Consider the following 19393-nt stretch of genomic DNA (forward strand, 5'->3'; position numbering starts at 1 on the left):
AAAAGCGCCGCGCGGGCACTTGGCAGCTGCCCGACGTGGGCCTTGGTCAGTCAACTGGGCCTGAGCAACCGCTCGCGCAGCCAGTTGCCCGCCGGCCCCAGTGCTCGTCGCCGTGACCAGACCACATCCACCGCCACCCGCTGCGGCCAGCCTGGCACGGCCAGTTCCACCAGGCGGTCCTGGCCAAAGGTCTTCACCAACCAGAGCGGCAGCTCGGCCCAGCCGAAGCCTTGCACCGCCATGTCCAGCAGCAGCAGGTAGTCCGGCGCCGACCAGCAGCGCCCCCGGGTGTCCGGCAGACGGCAGACCTGCTGGGAGGATTCGGTCACGGTGCTCAGGCGCAACAGGCGATAGGGCGCGAGGTCGGCCGTGGTGACCCGCGGCAGCGCCGCCAGCGGGTGATCGGCAGCCACGTACAGGCCAAAGGTCACCAGGCCATCCAGGGTCGCCGCCTCGATATCCGCCGGGTACGGCGGCTGACCCGCCAGCAGGCCCAGGTCCGCCCGCCCCTGCACCAGGTTGAGCACATCGGCGTCCTCGGCGATCAGGCATTCGAATTCGAGATCCGGATAACGCTGGTCAAGCTCGGTCAGGAGCGCCTCATAGCGGGTGGGCTGGTAGGTATCGGAAATCACCAGCGTCAGGCGTGGCTCCACGCCGGCCGCGAGCTGGGTGGCGCGATTGGCCAGGCGGTCATGGGCGGAAAGCACGGCACGCGCCTGATCGAGGAGCTGCTCGCCCGCCGCCGTAAGCAGAGGATAACGGCCCTGCCGGTCGAACAGCACCACCCCCAATTCATCTTCCAGCCGGGCAATGCTCTCGCTGATGCTGGACTGGCGCTTGCCCAGGACGCGTCCGGCCGCGCTGAAAGAGCCCGAGGCAGCAGCTTCGACGAAGGCCTCCAGGGCCTCGGCATTGGGATACATATCGGCTCCGCCTATGGACACCACTTTGATCCCCCTAGCTTAGCCGATGAGACTGAAGGCCTGTCCATTGCGGAGTAGCCTCATGTCCATCCAGCTCACCCAGCGTCCCGCCAGTGCCCGCGTGCTGCACGCCTTGCTCTTCGAAGGGATCGCCGTGCTGGTCGCCACCCCGACCCTGGCCTGGCTGCTGGATCGCTCCCTCGGGCACATGGGCCTGCTTACCGCTGCCTTTTCCGCCATCGCCATGATCTGGAACCTGGTCTTCAACCTGGGCTTCGATCGACTGCAGCAACGCCTGGGCTTCACCCGGGGCCTGGGTGTGCGCCTGCTGCATGCCCTGGGCTTCGAGGGTGGACTGATCGTGGTGCTGGTGCCGCTGGCCGCCTGGTGGCTGTCCATCAGCCTGTGGCAGGCCCTGCTGCTGGACCTGGGGCTGATCCTGTTCTTCCTGCCCTATACCCTGGCGTTCAACTGGCTCTACGACCTGGGTTATGCCGCCTGGCTCAGACGCACGGGCGCGGCTTGCCGGGCGCACTGATAAGCTCTCCTGTGGTCGAAGCTTTACAGCCACTCAAGGAGAAGACAGATGCCCTGGTATGCCTGGTTGATCCTGCTGGTCGCCGTCGGCTCGGTGGTCGGCAGCCTGCTCATGCTCAAGGACACGGCGCGCAAGGTGCCCCTAACCGACGAACAGAAAGACAAGATTCGGCAGCGCAATGCCGAGATGGATGCCAAGGAGGCCCAGGAACGCTGAAGGCAACCCTGGCTCCCGGACAAGGCCCTGCCGCATCAGCGTGCCGCAGGGCCTTGCTTCGTCAGGACTCCAGTGGCGCCTTGGTGTTGACGTACTCCGGCACCTGCGCCAGCGGCAGGCTGCGCACCTGCTCGGCGGTAGGTCCCTGGCGCTTGGGTAGCGGCTCCAGGCGCTGCGGCTGACCGCTTTCCAGGGCGCGTTCGATGGCCGCCAGCACGCGGACGTCGCGCCAGCCCTCCTCCCCATCCATTTCTGGCTGGCGATCCTGCAGGATGCAATCGGAGAAGTAGGCCGTCTCGCCGCCGAAGTGATCCACCACCGGTGCCTTGTGCTCCTGGGTTTCGCCGTCCACGGTCAGGCGATAGCCCATCGCGACGCCTTCACCGAAACCAAAGCACGGCGAGGCTTCGATCTCACCCTTGCGGCCCACCAGCTGGAAACGCTCGGTATTGGGCCCACTGAAGCTGACGGTAAAGCTCGCCAACCGCTCCTCGGGGAAGCGCAAGGTCACGGCCACGGCATCCCAGGTCGTGACGTCGCGTCCTGGTGTTTGCGCACCCACCGCACTGACTTCGATAGGCTCATCACCAAAGAGCGCCCGCACGGCATTGAGCGGATAGGGCCCCATGTCGGTAACCGGGCCAGCCCAGAAGCCACTCTGCGCCCGATGATTGGCCGTATCGACCGGTTGGGTGAAGGTCGCGGTGAACAGGCGCGGATCACCGATCTCGCCCTTGCGTACCCGCTCGATCATCTCCACCGTACCCGGCTCGCAGTGCAGCCGATAGGCGATCATCAGCTTGGCCCCGGAGCGCTTCGCTGCCGCGTTGATCGCCTGGCACTCTTCCTCGCTGATCGCCATGGGCTTTTCCAGCAGGACGTGGATACCGGCATCCAGCGCCGGCACCGCGAACTCCAGATGGCGAAAATTGGGCGTGGCCAGGTAGATCGCATCGATCTCACCCGACGCCAGCAGGGCCGGAAATTCTTCGTAGGCATAGCTCTTGAGGCCGTACTTGGCGGCCAGATCCCGCGCCTTGATGGGATCGCCGGTGACCAGGGCGGTCATCTCGGAATTATCTGTCTGACCAATCCCGGGCATGAAGGCGCCCTGGGAAATCCAACCACCGCCTACTACCGCATAACGAATCTTGCCTGTCGCACTGGGCATGGAGCGCTCCCTAATCCAGGCAGACGACGTGTCCGCCACCTGAACTGTCGGCAAGCATCCAGGCGACTAAGTTCCGGACGGGTGTTCAACAATGGCAAGCCAGCTGCAGCGAGTTAGCGTCGAAAGCGCAACTCGACCTCGGCCCCTTCGAAATCGTCGCTGCGATCCCGGCTGATGACCCGCCCGCCCAGCTCGAAACGGCCAGGGTCATCCTTGCCGCGAAACAGCTGTGGCAGCAAGTTGGCTTCGGCAACGGTGTTCTCGGCCTTCTTGGGCGCGACGCGGCGTGACGTCAGCGCCTGGGGCGCCTCGACTTCACCCGGCATGCTGAGGTCGAGAGGATGGGCTGCGGCCGGTGGCGCCTTGGGCGCGGCAGGCCTCTTGAGTTGACCGTTCTTGGCTAGGTCCCGCTTTTTCAGTGGCGGCGCGGGTAGCACGAAGGCCTTGGCTGGCAAGGGGTCCAGACGCAAGGCACGCAGGTCCGCCGCACTGCCTTGCGCCGCACTTGCCACGGGTGGCGCGGCAGGTGCGGGTGCAGGTGCGGCAGCCGGCATAGGAGGAGCCTTCACGGTCTTTGGCGGCGCGTCGTTGTCGCAACCGACCAGCGAAAGAGCCACCGCCGTCACCATCATCGCCAGGTATGCACGCATAGGTCCACCATCAGCAAGGCAAGGCGCCTCGACCGGAGCGGCAGGCGCGACAGGAGTCAGCTACTACAACCGACCCGCCGGCCGCGAACCAGGTTCCAGAAGCGCCGCTAGGCGGCCAGGGTTTCCTGGCAGAGCTGACGGGCGAGCAGGCCGAGGGTCATCAGCGCCCGCTGGGCATCGCGCCCCCAGGGCAGACCGCAATTGAGGCGGATGCAGTGGTTGAACTGATCGGTGTTGCTGAAGATCATGCCCGGGGCAATGCTCACACCCTGATCCAGGGCCCGCTGGTGCAGTAGGCGGGTATCCACCCGCACCGGCAGGCTGACCCAGAGGATGAAGCCACCCTTGGGCCGACTCATCTGGGTGCCCTCGGGGAAATGCTCCTGGATCGCCAGCTGGAAAGCGGTCATGTTGCGCCGGTACTCATGGCGGATGGCGCGCAGGTGGCGGTCGTAGCCACCGTTCTCCAGATAGGCGGAAACGCCCATCTGGGTCACGCTGCAGGCCGAATGGGTGGTGAAGGTCTGCAGTCGGCAGATGTCCTCCTGATAGGGCCCGGCCACCACCCAGCCGATACGGACGCCGGGCGACAAGGTCTTGGAAAAGCTCGAGCAGTAGATGACGCGTCCCTGCTTGTCGAGGGCCTTGAGCGCCTTGGAGCCGCTTTCGTAGGTCAGCTCTCCGTAGATGTCGTCTTCGACGATGGCGATGTTGCGCTCCGCCGCCAGCCTGAGCAGCTGCTTCTGCCGCGCTTCGGGCATGCTGCCACCCAGGGGATTGCTCAGTCGCGGGGTCACCACCAGGGCCTTGACCGGCCACTGGCTCGCCGCCAGCTGTAGCGCTTCGACGCTGAGACCGGTTTCGGGATCGCAGGGAATCTCGATCACCTTGAGGCCTAGCACCTCGGCCAGCTGCAGGAGGCCATAGTAGGACGGCGACTCGGTGGCGATCAGATCGCCTGGCTTGGTCAGCACCCGCAGCGACATCTGCAGGGCATCCACGCAGCCGTGGGTGATCACCACCTCCTCCGGACCCACCACCACCCCGGCATCGCGCAGGCGGATCGCCACCTGACGGCGCAGGGGCTCAAAGCCCGGACTGTGCAGGTAGGAGAAAGCCGCGCGGGCCTGGAAGCGGGTGACCTTGGACAGTTGCTGGTGCAGCGCCCGCAGCGGCAGGTAATCGGTCTGGGGTACGGCCATGCCCAGGGGCACCACGCCTTCGCGACGCGATTCGGCCAGGACCTGGCTGATGATGCCGGCGCGGGTCACCAGACTGGGTCGCTCCACCGTGGCGATGTCCGGCGTCGGCGCGGTCAGCGCCGGAGTCTGGTGCACATAGAATCCCGACTGCGGTCGGGCACGGATCAGCCCCTGGTCTTCCAGGGTGGCATAGGCCTGCAGGACACTGGCATGGCTCACGCCCAGCTGCTGACTCAACTTGCGCACCGACGGCACCCGCTCGCCGGGCTTGTAGACCCCCGTGCGGATATCGTTCGCCAATTGCTGGGCGATGCGCTGATAGAGCAACAGGTTGGTCATGGCGTCTTCCTGGACGAGAGCGGAACAGTAGCAGGCTATTCTGGAGGTATACCGGTACAGCTAGCCTCGACCTTACCGCTTCCCTTCCCGGGGCGGCAATGTCCAAAAACGACAAGGAACCGGCGCACCTCTCTTTGACGCCAAGGGCTCTGCCGAGAGGCTTGCCGCGCCCATGAAAAAGCCCGCCAAAGGGCGGGCTCTTGGCTGGCGAAAAACCTCAGATGGCCTTTTCCAGCTCCGGGATCAGCTCGAACAGATCACCCACCAGGCCATAGTCGGCCACCTGGAAGATCGGCGCCTCCTCGTCCTTGTTGATGGCGACGATCACCTTGGAATCCTTCATGCCCGCCAGGTGCTGGATGGCACCGGAGATGCCGACGGCGATGTACAGCTGGGGCGCGACGATCTTGCCGGTCTGGCCGACCTGCATGTCGTTGGGCACGAAGCCGGCGTCCACCGCGGCGCGCGAGGCACCTACCGCAGCGCCCAACTTGTCGGCCAGGGCGTAGAGGATCTTGAAGTTGTCGCCGTTCTGCAGCCCACGACCACCGGAGACCACCACCTTGGCGGCGCCCAGCTCGGGACGATCGGACTTGGCCAGCTCTTCGCCGACGAAGCTGGAAACCCCAGCGTCCTTGACCAGGCTCACGGCTTCGATGGCGGCGGAACCACCCTCGGCGGCGACCGGATCGAAACCGGTGGCGCGCACGGTGATCACCTTGACCGGCGCCGTGGAGCGCACGGTGGCGATGGCGTTGCCGGCATAGATCGGCCGCTTGAAGGTGTCGGCGGATTCGACGGCGATGATCTCGGAGATCTGGTCGACGTCCAGCAGCGCGGCCACGCGCGGCAGGAAGTTCTTGCCATTGGTGCTGGCGGCGGCCAGGACATGGCCATAGTTGGCGGCCAGCTCGACCACCAGCGGCGCGACGTTCTCCGGCAACTGGTGGGCATAGGCGGCGTTGTCGGCCAGGAGCACCTTGCTGACGCCAGCGATCTTGGCGGCGGCCTCGGCGACCGGCTGGGCATTCTGGCCGGCGACCAGCACATGGATGTCGCCGCCGATGGCCTGGGCCGCGGCCACGGTATTCAGGGTGGCGCCAAAGAGGTTGGCGTTGTCGTGGTCGGCAATGACGAGAATGGCCATCAGATCACCTTCGCTTCGTTCTTGAGTTTTTCGACCAGTTCGGCCACGGACTTGACCTTGATGCCCGCCTGACGGCCTGCCGGGGCTTCCACCTTGACCACCTCGTAGGAGGCGTTCACCGCCACGCCCAGGGCGTCCGGGGTCAGGGTTTCCAGCGGCTTCTTCTTGGCCTTCATGATGTTGGGCAGCGAGGCATAGCGGGGTTCGTTGAGACGCAGGTCGGTGGTCACCACCGCCGGCAACTTGAGCGATACCGTCTGCAGACCGCCATCGATCTCGCGAGTCACGTTGAGGCCGTCACCCGCCTGCTCCACCTTGGAGGCGAAGGTGCCCTGGGCGAAGCCGGTCAGGGCGGCCAGCATCTGGCCGGTCTGGTTGTTGTCGCTGTCGATGGCCTGCTTGCCAAGGATCACCAGCTGCGGCTGTTCCTTGTCCACCACCGCCTTGAGCAGCTTGGCGGTGGTCAGCGACGACAGTTCGGCAGTGCCGGTGTCGATCAGCACGGCGCGATCGGCGCCCAGTGCCAGGGCGGTACGCAGTTGCTCCTGCGCCTGGGCCGGACCCGCGGTCACGACCACGATCTCGCTGGCGATACCCTTTTCCTTCAGGCGCACCGCTTCTTCCACGGCGATCTCGCAGAAGGGGTTCATGGACATCTTGACGTTGGCCAGGTCGACACCGCTCTGGTCGGCCTTGACGCGGACCTTGACGTTGTAGTCCACCACGCGTTTGACAGCTACGAGAACCTTCATGAATCCCTCGATTTATTCTGGTGAATAAACAGGACGCCAAGGCGGCCTTGCGTTGGACACGACCCCTGCCGATCCAACCTTGTTGCAAATCTTTCCTATGTTGACCTCCACGGCAGCAGGGGTCAACGCGACAGTCCGTCAGGGGCCAGTAACTCCCGAGTCTAACAGGCTTGCAGAAAATTTAAACAAACGTTTGAATGGGTGTCAGGGAGCACGCCGGATATAATGAAGTCTTTTGTTGCACCCCTACATAAATAACCAGATCGTGAGTTTTGCCTGAGGAGAGTGAGCCGTGGAACGCGAATACATGGAATTCGACGTGGTGATCGTCGGGGCCGGCCCCGCGGGCCTGTCCGCGGCCTGTCGCCTCAAGCAGCAGGCCGCCGAAAACGGCCAGGAAATCAGTGTGTGCGTGGTCGAGAAAGGCTCCGAGGTCGGTGCCCACATTCTCTCCGGCGCCGTCTTCGAACCCCGCGCCCTGGACGAGCTCTTTCCCAACTGGAAGGAACTGGGTGCGCCGCTTAACACTCCGGTCAAGCGCGACGACATCTACCTGCTCAAGGACGATCGCCAGGCCACCAAGGTTCCCAACTTCTTCGTGCCCAAGCCCATGCACAACGAGGGCAACTACATCATCTCCCTGGGCAATTTCTGCCGCTGGCTGGGTCAGCAGGCCGAGGCCCTGGGCGTGGAGATCTATCCGGGCTTCGCCGCCCAGGAACCGCTGATCGATGATCAGGGCGTGGTACGCGGCATCATTACCGGCGATCTGGGCGTGGATCGCGAAGGCCAGCCCAAGGACGGCGTCTACACCCCCGGCATGGAGCTGCGCGGCAAGTACACCCTGTTCGCCGAAGGCTGCCGTGGCCATCTGGGCAAGCAGCTGGGCCAGAGATTCAAGCTTGGCGAAGGCGCCGATCCGCAGCACTACGGCATCGGCATCAAGGAGCTGTGGGAGATCGATCCGGCCAAGCACGAGCAGGGCCTGGTGATCCATACCTCCGGCTGGCCGCTGGACAAGGAAAATCCGGGTGGCTCCTTCCTCTATCACCTGGAAGACAACCAGGTAGTGGTCGGTCTGATCGTCGACCTGGCCTACAGCAACCCGCACCTCTCACCCTACGACGAATTCCAGCGCTACAAACACCACCCGGTGGTGGCCCAGTACCTGGAAGGCGGCAAGCGCGTCTCCTATGGCGCCCGCGCTTTGGTCAAGGGCGGCCTGAATTCCCTGCCGAAGATGGTCTTCCCAGGCGGCGCCCTGATCGGCTGCGACCTTGGCACCCTGAACCCGGCCAAGATCAAGGGCAGCCATACCGCCATGAAGTCCGGCATGCTCGCCGCCGACGCCATCGTCGCCGCCCTGGCTGCCGGTCGCGAGGGTGACGAACTCCAGGGTTACGTGGATGGCTTCAAGGGCAGCTGGGTACAGGAAGAACTCCATGCCAGCCGCAACTTCGGTCCGGCCATGCACAAGTTCGGCCCGCTGCTGGGCCCGGCCTTCGCCTTCGTCGAACACAACCTGCTGGGTGGCGCCCTGCCCTTCACCCTGCACGATCGGCGCATGGACCATACCTGCCTGAAGAAGGCCGACGAGGCGCCGCGCATCAGCTATCCCAAGCCGGACGGCAAGCTGAGCTTCGACAAGCTGTCCTCGGTATTCCTCTCCAACACCAACCACGAAGAAGACCAGCCGGTCCATCTGAAGCTGAAGGACCCGTCGATCCCCATCGCGCAGAACCTGCCGCTGTATGACGAGCCGGCGCAGCGCTACTGCCCCGCCGGGGTCTACGAGGTGGTCCGGGATGGCGGCGAGCCGCGCTTCCAGATCAATGCCCAGAACTGCGTCCACTGCAAGACGTGCGACATCAAGGATCCCGCGCAGAACATCACCTGGGTGGCGCCGGAAGGCAGCGGCGGCCCCAACTACCCCAACATGTGAACCATGCAAAAGGGCCCCGAGGGGCCCTTTTGCTATCCGGCAGCCGCAACGGGAAAGAACATCCCGCGGCTCCAGAGCCCAAGCCAGGCCTTACCCTCGTGGGTGCCCTCCTCGACCCTGTCCATCAGTCGGTAGAAGACCGCCCGATTGAGCCGTGCCTCCAGCCCGCCGCGCACCCGTACATAGGGTGCCGGCTGGTCATCCTGCTCGGTGAAACGCAGCGGATGCTCGGCGCCAGCGGCGACCCGATCCCCGACGTTGGTGAGGAAATCCAGGACCTGGTCCCGGCCGCTGCCGCTCCACTCGACATCCACGGCCAGAAAGGGCACATCCTCGACCTGGATGCCCACGCACTCCACCGGCGTGACCAGCACATAGCGTTCGGGATCGCGCCTCAGGATGGTGGAGAACAGGCGAACCATCGCTGGTCGGGTGATGGGCGTACCCTGGTGATACCAGGTCCCATCGCGGGCGATGCGCATGTCGATATCGCCACAGAAGGGCGGATGCCAGAGGTCCACGGGCGGCAGCTTGCCGTCCTCGGCGACTGGCAGCTGCGCCAGCAGATTCCGCGTCACGTCAATCTGGGTCACGCCCTTCTCCTCTACCGGGTGCCCAAGCCGAGTAGACGTTGGGCATATTCATTGAGCGCCGGACCGAGCAGGTCTTCCGGACGCTCATCATAGAACGTCAAGAAGCCGCCACGACTGCGGATCCGCGCCGTGTCCACCAGGCGGAAGGTAGCGGTCTCCACCAGCATCATCTGGACGACGCTGCGGTCGCGGCCTACTCGTCCGATGTCATCCTGATCTTCCCATTCCTCCCAGGTACCGATGCGGTCATCCGCCCCGGCGAAGCGGGTGTAGAGCACATAGTGCGCGCCCAGTTGCCGGGCCTTGGCCATGGCTTCGTCGAAGCCCTCGGGCTTATCCGCGCGCCTTACCCGCGGGAAGTATTCCACAAAGCCTTTGAAGGCCTCTTCCGCTACCACGTTCGGGCGGGCGTAGGGATGGCCCACGGGCACGAAGGCGCCCTGGGCTATGTAGATATAGGAGTCGGCCTGCAGGCGAAAGTTGTTCAGCCGCTGGGTCTTGCTGTAATCGAGCAGCCCTGCATCACGCAGGTGATATTCAACGCCGGACGCCATGTCACTGACGTTCATGCAGCCGCCCAGGCAGCTCAGCAAAACCGAAATGACCAGAAAACGCAGATTAATCATGGAACAGAGCCCCTGTCCGGCGCCAAGATGCCGTCGATACAGGGGCCTTAGCAGCTTTCGCGCCAGTTGCTAGCCGCCGATGATCTTCATCACCGTCACGCCACCGGAGAAGGCTACGTCCTGCTTGTCCCCCAGCGCCTTGACCAGCAGCCGCTGCAGGGCCGGCAGGGCCAGATGCCTGGGCTTGTCCAGCAGATCGCCGACATAGTGGCGGTTGCTGGACGACAGGCAGCCGTGCAGCCAGCCGGTGGACGACAGCCGTAGCCGCGAGCAGGTCCGGCAGAAGGGGACGCTTTCGTTGGCGATGATGCCGAAGTGACCACCCGACTCGACGCGATAGCGCAAAGCGGTGGAGTCCACCGGGGCATCGGCCTGTACATAGGCATGGCGCGAACCGATGATCTCCAGCAATTCCGCCAGCGGCACCAGCTGGTTGTTGAAGTGCACGGAATCCTTGGCCAGGTGGCCCATGCGCATCAGCTCGATGAATCTGAGTTCGAAACCGCGCTCCAGGCAGTACTCCAGCAGCGGCAGCACCTGATCGAGATTCTGGCCCCGCAGCGGCACCATGTTGAGCTTGATCTTGAGGCCCGCGGCACGCGCCGCTTCAAGCCCGGCCAATACCGTGGCCAGGTCGCCACCGCGCGCCAGGCGCGGAAAGGCCTCGGCATCGAGGGTATCGAGCGAAACGTTCAGGCGACGGATGCCATGGTCGATGAGGAAATCGAGCTTGCGCGGCAGCAGCTGGCCATTGGTGGTCAGGCTGATGTCCTTGAGGCCGAGCTGGGCGACGCGGGCAAGAAAGGGCTCCAGCCGCGGCGTGACCAGGGGTTCGCCCCCCGTGATGCGCAGACGCTCGATCCCCGCGGCATCGATGAGGTATTCCACCCCGCGAGCCATGGTGTCGGCACTGAGCTCGTCCTGCGCAGCCACGAGTCGCTTGCCGTTGGGCACGCAATACGTACAGGCATAGTTGCAGGCCGCCGTGAGGCTGATCCGCAAGTTGCGAAACGCCCTACCCTGGCGGTCAACGATCATCTTGGGAACTCCAATAAGACAAGAGAAAAGGGATGGCACGGCATCCCTTGCCTCTATCGGACCCTAGGATCGGACAGGCGTTTCGACATCTCGCTTGCGGCGGTTGCCCATGCGAACGCCGATCTCCATGAGGAACTGGAAGAAACCCTCCTGATCCTCCAGCACGTCGCGCCAGAAGGGCGAATGGTAAAGGGCCACGGCCCCGTGCACCAGCGCCCAGGCGGCGCAGTAGTGGAAATAGGGAGGCACGTCCTCGAGCTTGCCTTCGTCGATCCGGCCCTCGATCAGGCTGGTCAGCCGCTGGAAGTTGGAGGTGCGGATGCTGTGCAGCTGCTCGACCAGTTCGGGTACCTGCCGCGTCTTGACCACCTTTTCCTCGAGCCGATCGAACAGCCGATAGCGCTGTGGATCGCTCATGCGGAATTCGAAATAGGCGCGGGAGAGCGCTTCGCGGTCCCGGGCGACATTGTCCGACTGGAACAGCTCGGCCAGGTCCCGTTCGTAATCCAGCATCAACCGCAGATAGATCTCGGCCTTGGAATTGAAATGCTTGTAGATGGTGCCTTTGCCGATACCGACCGCTTCGGCGATCATCTCGACGGTGACGCTGTCTTCTCCTTCGGAGAGAAAGAGTTGCAGTGCGGTGTCGAGGATTTCCTGTTCGCGGCGACGGAACTCGCGGACTTTGCGGGATTCTTTCTGCATGGCAGCCCACTTGTTGTTTTGAAAAGGGATAGGGCCTTCGAATCGTCGGTTGCCCCTCGGCATACCGGCACTTCGTCACACCTTGGGCGAGCTCCACCGAGAGTATCGGTGAACCGCGCGGGCGCGCCCCTTATTATGCCCCATCACACCCAGATTGTACGGATCGAGTCAATGTCTTCCTGGAAGCACGAATTCCCTCAGGCCTACGCCATGCGGTACCTCAACCACGCGGCCGTGGCCCCCTGGCCCAAGCGCGCCGCGCAGGCCGTCACCGAATTCGCCGCCGAGAACTGCCAATACGGCGCGCGCAACTATCCGACCTGGCTCGTCCTGGAACAGCGCCTGCGTGACCGCCTGACCCGTCTGCTCAATGCGCCGGCCAGCAGCGACATCGCCCTGGTGAAGAACACCTCCGAGGCACTCTCCTTTGTCGCCTTCGGCCTGGACTGGCAGAGCGGTGACCAGGTGGTGATCAGCGACGAGGAGTTCCCCTCCAATCGGGTCGTCTGGGAAGCCCTGGCGCGCTTTGGCGTCGAGGTGGTGGAAGTCAGTCTGGGCGAGACGCCAGAAGCCAATCTGCTGGCTGCCTGCGGCCCCCGGACCCGACTGATGGCCATCAGCGCCGTGCAATACGCCAGCGGTCTGCGCCTGGACCTGCCCGCGCTGGGCCAGGGCTGCGAGGCCAAGGGCGTACTGCTCTGCGTCGATGCCATCCAGCAGCTGGGCGCCCTGCCCTTCGATGTCCAGGCCTGCAACTGCGCCTTCGCCATGGCCGACGGCCACAAGTGGATGCTGGGTCCGGAAGGCCTGGGGGTCTTCTACTGCCGCGCCGATTTGCGCGAGCAGCTGAAGCTGCACGAATACGGCTGGCACATGCTGGACAACGCCGGCGACTACAGCCAGCGCGAATGGCAACCGGCGAAGACGGCGATGCGTTTCGAGTGCGGCAGCCCCAACATGCTCGGGGCGGTGGCGCTGGAGGCCAGCCTATCGCTGCTGGAAGATGCCGGCATGCAGCAGGTGGGTCAGGATCTGCTGGCGCGGATCGAACTGCTGGACAGCCACATTCGCCGCCTGCCCGGCGCCATCCTGCATTCGCCGGCCGACCCACACCGGCGTTCCGGAATCCTCACCTTCTCCCTCGAAGGCTGGGACAATCGCCAGCTGTTCGAGCGCCTCAAGACCGCCGATGTGGTCTGCGCCCAACGTGGTCCGGGCATCAGGCTGTCGCCGCACTTCTACACCAGCGAGCACGTGCTGGAGCAGACGCTGGACCTGGTCGGTGCGCTGGCACGCTTCTGAAGCGCCCTGAAAGGTCTGAGACCCGCAGTACCAGGGCAGTGCTATTCCAAAACTGTTTAAAAAATGTCCAGCCCAGGCTGGACCTTTCCCCGCGCTGACCAATACTCAAGTGACTGGCCGTGTCGACCCCCGCGACGCGGGCCAGGCAGGCGGTCCTCCGTCTAGGCGAACCGCTGGTCCGGCCCGGGTATCCCAGGATACCCGGGCCATTTTTTGCCTAGAGGGTGGCGCGGGGAAACAGCCGGCGGAAGTTGGCCGTGGTCTGCTCGGCCAGGGTCTCCAGGCTGACGCCACGCACGTCGGCCAGGCACTGGGCGACCTCGACCACGAATTGCGGCAGGTTCGCCTTGCCTCTGTGGGGTACCGGGGCCAGATAGGGCGAGTCGGTTTCCACCAGCAGTCGATCGACCGGCACCTGACGGGCCACTTCGCGCAGCTCGGCCGCATTGCGAAAGGTCAGGATGCCGGAAAAGGAGATGTAGAAACCCAGATCCAGGGCGGCCTTGGCCGTCGCCCAGTCCTCGGTGAAGCAGTGCAGCACCCCGGCGCCTGGCAGATCGGCGGCGCCAAGCATCGCCAGGGTGTCGGCGCGCGCTTCCCGGGTATGGATCACCAGGGGCAGTGCCGTACGGCGGGCCGCCTCCAGGTGCAGGGCGAAGGACCGCTGCTGGATCTCGGCGGTATCCGGCTGATAGTGGTAGTCCAGCCCGGTCTCGCCGATAGCGGCAACGCGGGGATGGGCCAGCCGTTCCAGCAACCAGTCGAGATCGATGGCGCTGCCCTGGGCGGCATCCAGTGGGTGAATGCCCACCGCGCAGTGGACGTCGGCATAGCGCTCGGCCAGGGCCTGCACCGTGGGTGCATTGCCGGCATCGACGCCAATGCAGAGGAACTGGCTGACGCCACGGGCGCGCGCGGCATCCAGCGCTGCATCCAGGGAGCCGTCATGAAGGGAAAGATCGAGTCGATCCAGGTGACAGTGGGAGTCGACGAAGTGCACGAGAAATAGCCTTGAATCGGAAGACGCCCCGCCCCGAGCGGGACGGCGACGGCCTCACATGGTATGGGTGGGACGGTCCGACTTCAGGGAGCCGGCCAGATAGGTTTCGATCTTGTTGCGCGCGGTATTGTCGCCTTCGTTGAACTGCACGCCGACCCCGGCGGCACGATTGCCCTGGGCCCCCTTGGGGGTGATCCAGACCACCTTGCCGGCGACCGGGATCTTGTCCGGTTCGTCCATCAGGTTCAGCAACATGAAAACCTCGTCACCCAGCTTGTAGGTCTTGCCCGTCGGAATGAACAGGCCACCATTGCGGATGAAGGGCATGTAGGCGGCATAAAGCACCGACTTGTCCTTGATGGTGAGGGACAGGATGCCATTACGGGGGCCCAGGTTCTGCGGCAAACTCATGAGATTCTCTCGAGACAGGCAATACGGACGCGCGGATCGCTAGCGTCCGGGCACCAGGCCGGCCCAGCGGATCAACAGCGATTCCAGCAACAATACGCGGTTGAGGTTGGCTTTGCCCAGCACCTTCTGCCGCTCGGCATGCAGCCATTCCTGCAGCGCCAGGACCGCGGGCGGCGCGCTCTTCTCGGCCAGATAACCCAGCACCTTGGCCATGTCCGGCGCGGCCTCGTCGTCGACGCCACCCCACTGCTGGCGCAGCACGCCATGGGTCCATTCGCAGAACCAGTCGAGCAGCAGCGGCAGGGGCACGGCGTTCCAGCTCTCGGCCAGTTGGCTGGGTGCTGCCTGGCGCTTGAGCAGGCGCTTCACCCCCTCCACCACCAGCGCTCGCCGGGCGAGCACGTCTTCGCCATGCAGGCGCAGGGCGGCCAGCGGCGAGCCACCGGCCAGCACCAGCAACTGGGTGCGGATCTCCGGTTCGAGATCTGGCAGGCGCTCACCCAACCAGGCGAGACTTTCGGCGCGCGAAGGCACCGGGCAGGCCTGCTGCACGCAACGGCTACGCACGGTAGGCAGCAGGCGACTCGGCTGGTGACTCACCAGCAGCAGCACCGTCGCGCCCGAGGGCTCTTCCAGACTCTTGAGCAAGGCATTGGCGGCATTGAGGTTCATCGCCTCGACCGGCTCCAGGAGAATCAGCTTGCGTCCACCCAACTGCGCGGTCTGGGTGACGAAATCCACCAGGGCGCGAATCTGATCGACGCGGATGGGCTTTTCGGCCTCTTCCGGCTGGATCACGCAATAATCGGGATGAGTCCCTGCCTTCAGGAGCGAGCACGCCTTGCACTGGCCGCAGGCGGCATCACCCTGGGGCGCCTGGCACAGCAGCAGCGCGGCCAGGCGCTCGGCCAGGTCACGCTTGCCGATACCACGCGGACCATGCAGCAGATAGGCGTGGGGATGCTGCCGCCGGGGCCAGATCCGCGCCCATAGCGCCTGCTGCCAGGGATAGACGTCAGCCACCTAGCGTCGGCTCCAGGGTGGCGACCAGGGCGCGCAGATCCGCCTGTACCTCGGCCAGGCTGCGCGAGGCGTCGATGAGGCGATAGCGTGCAGGCACGGCCTGGGCGCGGTCCAGATAGGTCTGGCGCACCGCTTCGAAGAAGGCGCGTTGCTCCTGCTCGAATCTGTCCAGGGCACCGCGGCGGGCCGCCCTGGCCAGGCCAATCTCCACCGGCAGATCGAACACCAGGGTCAGGTCGGGTTGCAGGTCGCCCAGCACGAAGGCCTCTAGGGTAGCGATGCGCTCCACGGGGACACCGCGGCCACCGCCCTGGTAGGCATAGGTCGCATCGACGAAACGATCACACAGCACCAGGGCACCCCGTGCCAGGGCAGGCCGGATGACCTGGGCCAGATGCTGGGCGCGCGCGGCAAACATCAGCAGCAACTCGGTATCCACGGCCATGGGTTCGGCCGCTGGCGCCAGCAGGATCTCGCGGATGCGCTCGGCCAGCGGCGTGCCGCCCGGCTCGCGAGTCAGCACCACTTCACGGCCGGTGGCGCCAAGGAGTTCGGCGAGATAATCGCGGTTGGTGCTCTTGCCCGCGCCCTCCGGGCCTTCAAGGGTAATGAACAGGCCGTTTGCGGTCATGGGGTTTCCTTGCTGTCAGGCGTCTGCGGGGCGGGGCTCGAGCGATAGTCGGAGCGACGCTTGAGCTGGAATTCCCGGACCGCCTGGTTGTGCGCATCCAGATCCTTGGAGAAGACGTGGCTCCCATCACCACGGGCGACAAAGTACAGGCTGTCGCCGTCCTTGGGATGCAGGGCCGCATGGATGGCCTCGCGTCCCGGCATGGCGATCGGCGTCGGCGGCAATCCCGCATTGAGATAGGTGTTGTAGGGCGAAGGCTCGCGCAGATCCGCGCGAGTGATGCGCCCGTTGTAGCGCTCGCCCATGCCGTAGATCACCGTGGGATCGGTTTGCAGCAGCATGCCGGCCGCCAGGCGCCGGACGAAGACCCCGGCGATCTCGTCGCGCTCTTCGGGCACGCCGGTTTCTTTCTCCACCAGCGACGCCATGATCAGTGCCTGGTAGGCGTCCTTGTAGGGCACCGCGGGATCGCGCTCCTGCCATTCCTGGTCGAGCACGGCCTGCAGGCGCTGATTGGCCTGGCGCAATAGATCCGACTCGCGCTGGCCTTTCACATAGCGATAGGTATCGGGAAAGAAGCGGCCCTCGGGATGCTCACCGTCCAGACCCAGCCGCTTCATCAGGGCGGCATCGTCCAGTTCGGCGGTGTCGTGCTCGAGCTTGGGCTGGCGGGCCAGAGCGGCGCGAACCTGGTGGAAATTCCAGCCTTCCACCAGGGTGAGGCCATACTGCACTACCTCGCCCTTGCGCCAAAGGCCGAACAGCTGCTCCACCGTCATGCCAGGGGTCAGGCGGTATTCGCCGCTGTGTAGCGTCTGCCCGGCTAGATTGAAGCGCCAGTACAGGCGCAGCCAGAAGGCGCCATCGAGCACACCCTCGTCTTCCAGGCGCAACAGGGTACCGCCGGGCGTCGCGCCCTTGGCGATCTCCACCAGTTGCTCACCATTGACCTTCAGCGGCTGAGTCAGCGCCTGGTGCTGGCGCCAACCGGCCATGACCAGCAGCAGGCCGCTAGCGGCCAAGACCGCCGTAAGCAGAGCTCTCGCCTTGCGCATCGGCTATTCCAGAATCTCGTTTATCGAACCTTGCAGTTTACGGGTCACCGGCCCCACGGACCAGTTCGCCGCTGCGTACCGGCGCACGGGCCAGATACCGTACTGGCTGTTGCAAAGAAAAACTTCGTCGGCCTGGAACAGCGCATCCAGGGACAGTGGCATGACCGCGGTCTGCATGCCCTCCTGGGCGGCGAGGTCCATCAGCAGACCGCGCATCACGCCGGCCACGCCACAATGATCGAGCGCGGGGGTCAGCAGCCGGCCTTCGCGAACCAGGAACAGATTGCTGAACACGCCTTCGATCGGTCTGCCGTCCTGATCCAGCATCAGGCCTTCGGCATATTCGGTGGTGGTCCACTCCCCACGAGCCAAGACCTGTTCGAGACGATTCAGATGCTTGAGCCCGGCCAGCAGCGGCTGGCTGGCCAGACGTGTGGTGCAGGGAAAGAGGGCGATCCCCTCGGCAGCATGGGCCGCCGGATAGGCCGGTGCGGGTGAAGCCAGCAACAGTCGCCGGACCTCGGGCTCGGCTGGCGGCGCATAACCGCGCAGGCCATCGCCCCGGGTGAGCAGCAGCTTGGCGACACCCTCCCCCAGCAGCGCCGCATAGGCCTGGATCTCGGCACCCACCTGAGCGAGGTCGCAGGGAATGCGCAATCGCTGGCAGCCCGTGGCAAGTCGCTGCAGATGACGCTCCAGCAAGCGGGGCTGGCCCCGGCGTACGGCAATGGTCTCGAACAACCCATCGCCGTAGGCCAGGCCCCGGTCGCGCTGCAGACCAGGGGTTAGCGGTTGGCCGTTGAGCCAGTCCTGGATCAAGCGTCGAAGCGCCGGAACACCAGGCTGCCGTTGGTGCCACCAAAGCCGAACGAATTGGACAGCGCCACTTCGATGGGCCGCTGACGCGCCTCGTGGGGCACGAAGTCCAGATCGCAGCCGTCGCTGGGATTGTCCAGGTTGATGGTGGGCGGGGCCACCTGATCGCGCAGGGCAAGCACCGTGAAGATTGCTTCCACCGCCCCAGCGGCGCCCAGCAGGTGACCGGTCATGGACTTGGTGGAACTCACGCTCAGGCGCTTGGCCTGCTCGCCGAACACCTGCTTGAGGGCCGCCACTTCGGCTAGGTCACCGGCCGGCGTGGAGGTGCCGTGGGCATTGACGTAGTCGACCGCTTCCGGCGCGATGCCGGCGTCCTTGAGCGTCGCCCGCATGCAGCGGGCAGCGCCCGCGCCGTCTTCCGGCGGGGCCGTCATGTGGAAGGCATCCGCGCTCATGCCGAAGCCGATCAGCTCGGCATAGATACGAGCGCCTCGCGCCTTGGCGTGCTCGTAGTCTTCCAGCACCAGAGCGCCAGCACCGTCGGACAGCACGAAGCCGTCACGATCGCGGTCCCAGGGACGGCTGGCGCGGGTCGGATCGTCGTTACGGGTCGACAGGGCACGAGCCGCGCCGAAACCACCAAGACCCAGACCCGAAGTCGCCATCTCCGAACCGCCGGCGACCATGACATCGGCCTCACCGTAGGCGATGTTGCGCGCCGCCATGCCGATGCAGTGCGTCGCCGTAGTACAGGCGGTGGCGATGGCATAGTTGGGACCCTGCAGACCCAGGTGGATCGACAGGAAACCGGACACCATGTTGATGATGGAGCCCGGTACGAAAAAGGGAGAAATACGGCGCGGACCCTGTTCGAGCAGCGACTGGCAATTCGCCTCGATATTGGTCAGCCCGCCGATGCCGGAACCCATGGCGACACCCATGCGCTCGCGATTGCCATCGTTGACTTCGATACCGCTGTCACGCATGGCCTGGAAGCTGGCAGCGAGACCGTATTGGATGAATAGATCCAGCTTGCGGGCTTCTTTCGCGGACAGATATTGCTCCACGTCGAATCCCTTGACCGATCCACCGATCCGCGTGCTGAAGGCAGAGACGTCCATATGCTCGATCGGCGCAATACCGCTGCGACCGGCCAGGATGCCCTCCCAGCTGCTCGCGACGTCGGCGCCAAGCGGCGATACCATGCCCATACCCGTGATCACGACACGTCTACGCGACACACCCAACTCCTCTTGTCCTTCCGGGGCGGCCACCCCACTTTAAAAAAGCCGATTCCATCGATCTTG

Annotated in this window: 21 protein-coding genes; 4 read left to right on the forward strand and 17 right to left on the reverse strand. The window is 64.9% G+C overall.

Annotated elements, in window-relative coordinates:
• Positions 1–50 precede the first annotated feature (50 nt).
• Positions 51–926 (reverse strand): LysR family transcriptional regulator, encoded by an 876-nt coding sequence (locus APT59_RS15735; protein ID WP_059315720.1) that lies wholly within the window; start codon positions 924–926, stop codon positions 51–53.
• Positions 927–1008: 82 nt separating this feature from the next.
• Here APT59_RS15735 and APT59_RS15740 point away from each other — a divergent pair, with 82 nt between their 5' ends.
• Both APT59_RS15740 and APT59_RS22245 read left to right on the forward strand, forming a co-directional pair.
• Positions 1009–1464 (forward strand): multidrug/biocide efflux PACE transporter, encoded by a 456-nt coding sequence (locus APT59_RS15740; protein WP_059315721.1) that lies wholly within the window; start codon positions 1009–1011, stop codon positions 1462–1464.
• 48 nt (positions 1465–1512) lie between these two features.
• Positions 1513–1680, forward strand: a complete 168-nt coding sequence (locus tag APT59_RS22245) for a DUF2897 family protein (protein WP_082696369.1) — start codon at positions 1513–1515, stop codon at positions 1678–1680.
• Positions 1681–1741: 61 nt separating this feature from the next.
• On the opposite strand, the gene APT59_RS15745 is transcribed toward APT59_RS22245, so the two are convergent.
• The 5 genes from APT59_RS15745 to APT59_RS15765 all read right to left on the reverse strand — a co-directional run bounded on the left by APT59_RS15745 (position 1742) and on the right by APT59_RS15765 (position 6941).
• Positions 1742–2851 (reverse strand): Gfo/Idh/MocA family protein, encoded by a 1110-nt coding sequence (locus APT59_RS15745; protein WP_059315722.1) that lies wholly within the window; start codon positions 2849–2851, stop codon positions 1742–1744.
• Between the two features lie 113 nt (positions 2852–2964).
• Complete coding sequence (locus tag APT59_RS15750; protein WP_237140529.1) at positions 2965–3501, reverse strand: hypothetical protein; 537 nt, start codon at positions 3499–3501, stop codon at positions 2965–2967.
• A gap of 107 nt (positions 3502–3608) precedes the next feature.
• Positions 3609–5042 (reverse strand): PLP-dependent aminotransferase family protein, encoded by a 1434-nt coding sequence (locus APT59_RS15755; protein ID WP_059315723.1) that lies wholly within the window; start codon positions 5040–5042, stop codon positions 3609–3611.
• Positions 5043–5259: 217 nt separating this feature from the next.
• Positions 5260–6189, reverse strand: coding sequence for an electron transfer flavoprotein subunit alpha/FixB family protein (locus APT59_RS15760; RefSeq protein ID WP_059315724.1), 930 nt, complete (start codon positions 6187–6189; stop codon positions 5260–5262).
• Positions 6189–6941, reverse strand: coding sequence for an electron transfer flavoprotein subunit beta/FixA family protein (locus tag APT59_RS15765; RefSeq protein ID WP_059315725.1), 753 nt, complete (start codon positions 6939–6941; stop codon positions 6189–6191). The genes APT59_RS15760 and APT59_RS15765 overlap by 1 nt, the downstream gene beginning before the upstream one ends.
• A gap of 292 nt (positions 6942–7233) precedes the next feature.
• On the opposite strand from APT59_RS15765, the gene APT59_RS15770 reads away from it, so the two are divergent.
• On the forward strand, positions 7234–8883 hold the full coding sequence (locus tag APT59_RS15770; RefSeq protein WP_059315726.1) for an electron transfer flavoprotein-ubiquinone oxidoreductase: 1650 nt from the start codon (positions 7234–7236) through the stop codon (positions 8881–8883).
• A gap of 32 nt (positions 8884–8915) precedes the next feature.
• On the opposite strand, the gene APT59_RS15775 is transcribed toward APT59_RS15770, so the two are convergent.
• The 4 genes from APT59_RS15775 to APT59_RS15790 form a co-directional block, all read right to left on the reverse strand.
• Entirely contained in the window at positions 8916–9476 is a 561-nt protein-coding gene (locus APT59_RS15775; protein WP_059315727.1) for a DUF1285 domain-containing protein, read from the reverse strand.
• Positions 9477–9487: 11 nt separating this feature from the next.
• The gene (locus APT59_RS15780) at positions 9488–10102 is read right to left on the reverse strand and encodes a DUF4823 domain-containing protein (RefSeq protein ID WP_156428967.1); all 615 of its coding nucleotides are present in this window, start codon (positions 10100–10102) and stop codon (positions 9488–9490) included.
• 69 nt (positions 10103–10171) lie between these two features.
• The gene (locus APT59_RS15785; protein WP_059315728.1) at positions 10172–11140 is read right to left on the reverse strand and encodes a GTP 3',8-cyclase MoaA; all 969 of its coding nucleotides are present in this window, start codon (positions 11138–11140) and stop codon (positions 10172–10174) included.
• 63 nt (positions 11141–11203) lie between these two features.
• Positions 11204–11845: a TetR/AcrR family transcriptional regulator gene (locus APT59_RS15790; protein WP_007160588.1), complete on the reverse strand. Its 642-nt coding sequence runs from the start codon at positions 11843–11845 to the stop codon at positions 11204–11206.
• A gap of 171 nt (positions 11846–12016) precedes the next feature.
• Here APT59_RS15790 and APT59_RS15795 point away from each other — a divergent pair, with 171 nt between their 5' ends.
• Complete coding sequence (locus tag APT59_RS15795) at positions 12017–13147, forward strand: aminotransferase class V-fold PLP-dependent enzyme (RefSeq protein WP_059315729.1); 1131 nt, start codon at positions 12017–12019, stop codon at positions 13145–13147.
• Positions 13148–13364: 217 nt separating this feature from the next.
• Here APT59_RS15795 and APT59_RS15800 read toward each other — a convergent pair whose 3' ends face one another.
• The 7 genes from APT59_RS15800 to fabF are packed head-to-tail and all read right to left on the reverse strand — an operon-like array spanning position 13365 to position 19327.
• Positions 13365–14147 (reverse strand): TatD family hydrolase, encoded by a 783-nt coding sequence (locus APT59_RS15800; protein ID WP_059315730.1) that lies wholly within the window; start codon positions 14145–14147, stop codon positions 13365–13367.
• 54 nt (positions 14148–14201) lie between these two features.
• Positions 14202–14558, reverse strand: a complete 357-nt coding sequence (locus APT59_RS15805) for a PilZ domain-containing protein (protein WP_017641886.1) — start codon at positions 14556–14558, stop codon at positions 14202–14204.
• A 39-nt stretch (positions 14559–14597) separates the two neighbouring features.
• A complete protein-coding gene (locus APT59_RS15810; protein WP_059315731.1) occupies positions 14598–15581 on the reverse strand; it encodes a DNA polymerase III subunit delta' in 984 nt (327 codons plus the stop codon).
• Positions 15574–16212, reverse strand: coding sequence for a dTMP kinase (gene tmk, locus APT59_RS15815; RefSeq protein WP_059315732.1), 639 nt, complete (start codon positions 16210–16212; stop codon positions 15574–15576). Before tmk ends, APT59_RS15810 begins: the two co-directional genes overlap by 8 nt.
• Positions 16209–17267, reverse strand: a complete 1059-nt coding sequence (gene mltG / locus APT59_RS15820; RefSeq protein WP_059315733.1) for an endolytic transglycosylase MltG — start codon at positions 17265–17267, stop codon at positions 16209–16211. Before mltG ends, tmk begins: the two co-directional genes overlap by 4 nt.
• Before the next feature lie 3 nt (positions 17268–17270).
• On the reverse strand, positions 17271–18083 hold the full coding sequence (gene pabC / locus APT59_RS15825; RefSeq protein WP_174523170.1) for an aminodeoxychorismate lyase: 813 nt from the start codon (positions 18081–18083) through the stop codon (positions 17271–17273).
• Positions 18083–19327, reverse strand: a complete 1245-nt coding sequence (gene fabF, locus APT59_RS15830; RefSeq protein WP_059315735.1) for a beta-ketoacyl-ACP synthase II — start codon at positions 19325–19327, stop codon at positions 18083–18085. Before fabF ends, pabC begins: the two co-directional genes overlap by 1 nt.
• Positions 19328–19393: the final 66 nt, after the last annotated feature.

The sequence above is a fragment of the Pseudomonas oryzihabitans genome, assembly GCF_001518815.1.
Classification (GTDB): domain Bacteria; phylum Pseudomonadota; class Gammaproteobacteria; order Pseudomonadales; family Pseudomonadaceae; genus Chryseomonas; species Chryseomonas oryzihabitans_E.

Bases quoted from the DNA above. Each gene is read 5' to 3' on its own strand.
- APT59_RS15795 (WP_059315729.1), top strand. From the start codon at position 12,017: ATGTCTTCCTGGAAGCACGAATTCCCTCAGGCCTACGCCATGCGGTAC.
- APT59_RS15790 (WP_007160588.1), bottom strand. From the start codon at position 11,845: ATGCAGAAAGAATCCCGCAAAGTCCGCGAGTTCCGTCGCCGCGAACAG.
- APT59_RS15760 (WP_059315724.1), bottom strand. From the start codon at position 6,189: ATGGCCATTCTCGTCATTGCCGACCACGACAACGCCAACCTCTTTGGC.
- tmk (WP_059315732.1), bottom strand. From the start codon at position 16,212: ATGACCGCAAACGGCCTGTTCATTACCCTTGAAGGCCCGGAGGGCGCG.
- APT59_RS15805 (WP_017641886.1), bottom strand. From the start codon at position 14,558: ATGAGTTTGCCGCAGAACCTGGGCCCCCGTAATGGCATCCTGTCCCTC.
- APT59_RS15785 (WP_059315728.1), bottom strand. From the start codon at position 11,140: ATGATCGTTGACCGCCAGGGTAGGGCGTTTCGCAACTTGCGGATCAGC.
- APT59_RS15745 (WP_059315722.1), bottom strand. From the start codon at position 2,851: ATGCCCAGTGCGACAGGCAAGATTCGTTATGCGGTAGTAGGCGGTGGT.
- mltG (WP_059315733.1), bottom strand. From the start codon at position 17,267: ATGCGCAAGGCGAGAGCTCTGCTTACGGCGGTCTTGGCCGCTAGCGGC.
- APT59_RS15755 (WP_059315723.1), bottom strand. From the start codon at position 5,042: ATGACCAACCTGTTGCTCTATCAGCGCATCGCCCAGCAATTGGCGAAC.
- APT59_RS15735 (WP_059315720.1), bottom strand. From the start codon at position 926: ATGTATCCCAATGCCGAGGCCCTGGAGGCCTTCGTCGAAGCTGCTGCC.
- APT59_RS15780 (WP_156428967.1), bottom strand. From the start codon at position 10,102: ATGATTAATCTGCGTTTTCTGGTCATTTCGGTTTTGCTGAGCTGCCTG.
- APT59_RS15740 (WP_059315721.1), top strand. From the start codon at position 1,009: ATGTCCATCCAGCTCACCCAGCGTCCCGCCAGTGCCCGCGTGCTGCAC.
- APT59_RS15765 (WP_059315725.1), bottom strand. From the start codon at position 6,941: ATGAAGGTTCTCGTAGCTGTCAAACGCGTGGTGGACTACAACGTCAAG.
- APT59_RS22245 (WP_082696369.1), top strand. From the start codon at position 1,513: ATGCCCTGGTATGCCTGGTTGATCCTGCTGGTCGCCGTCGGCTCGGTG.
- APT59_RS15750 (WP_237140529.1), bottom strand. From the start codon at position 3,501: ATGCGTGCATACCTGGCGATGATGGTGACGGCGGTGGCTCTTTCGCTG.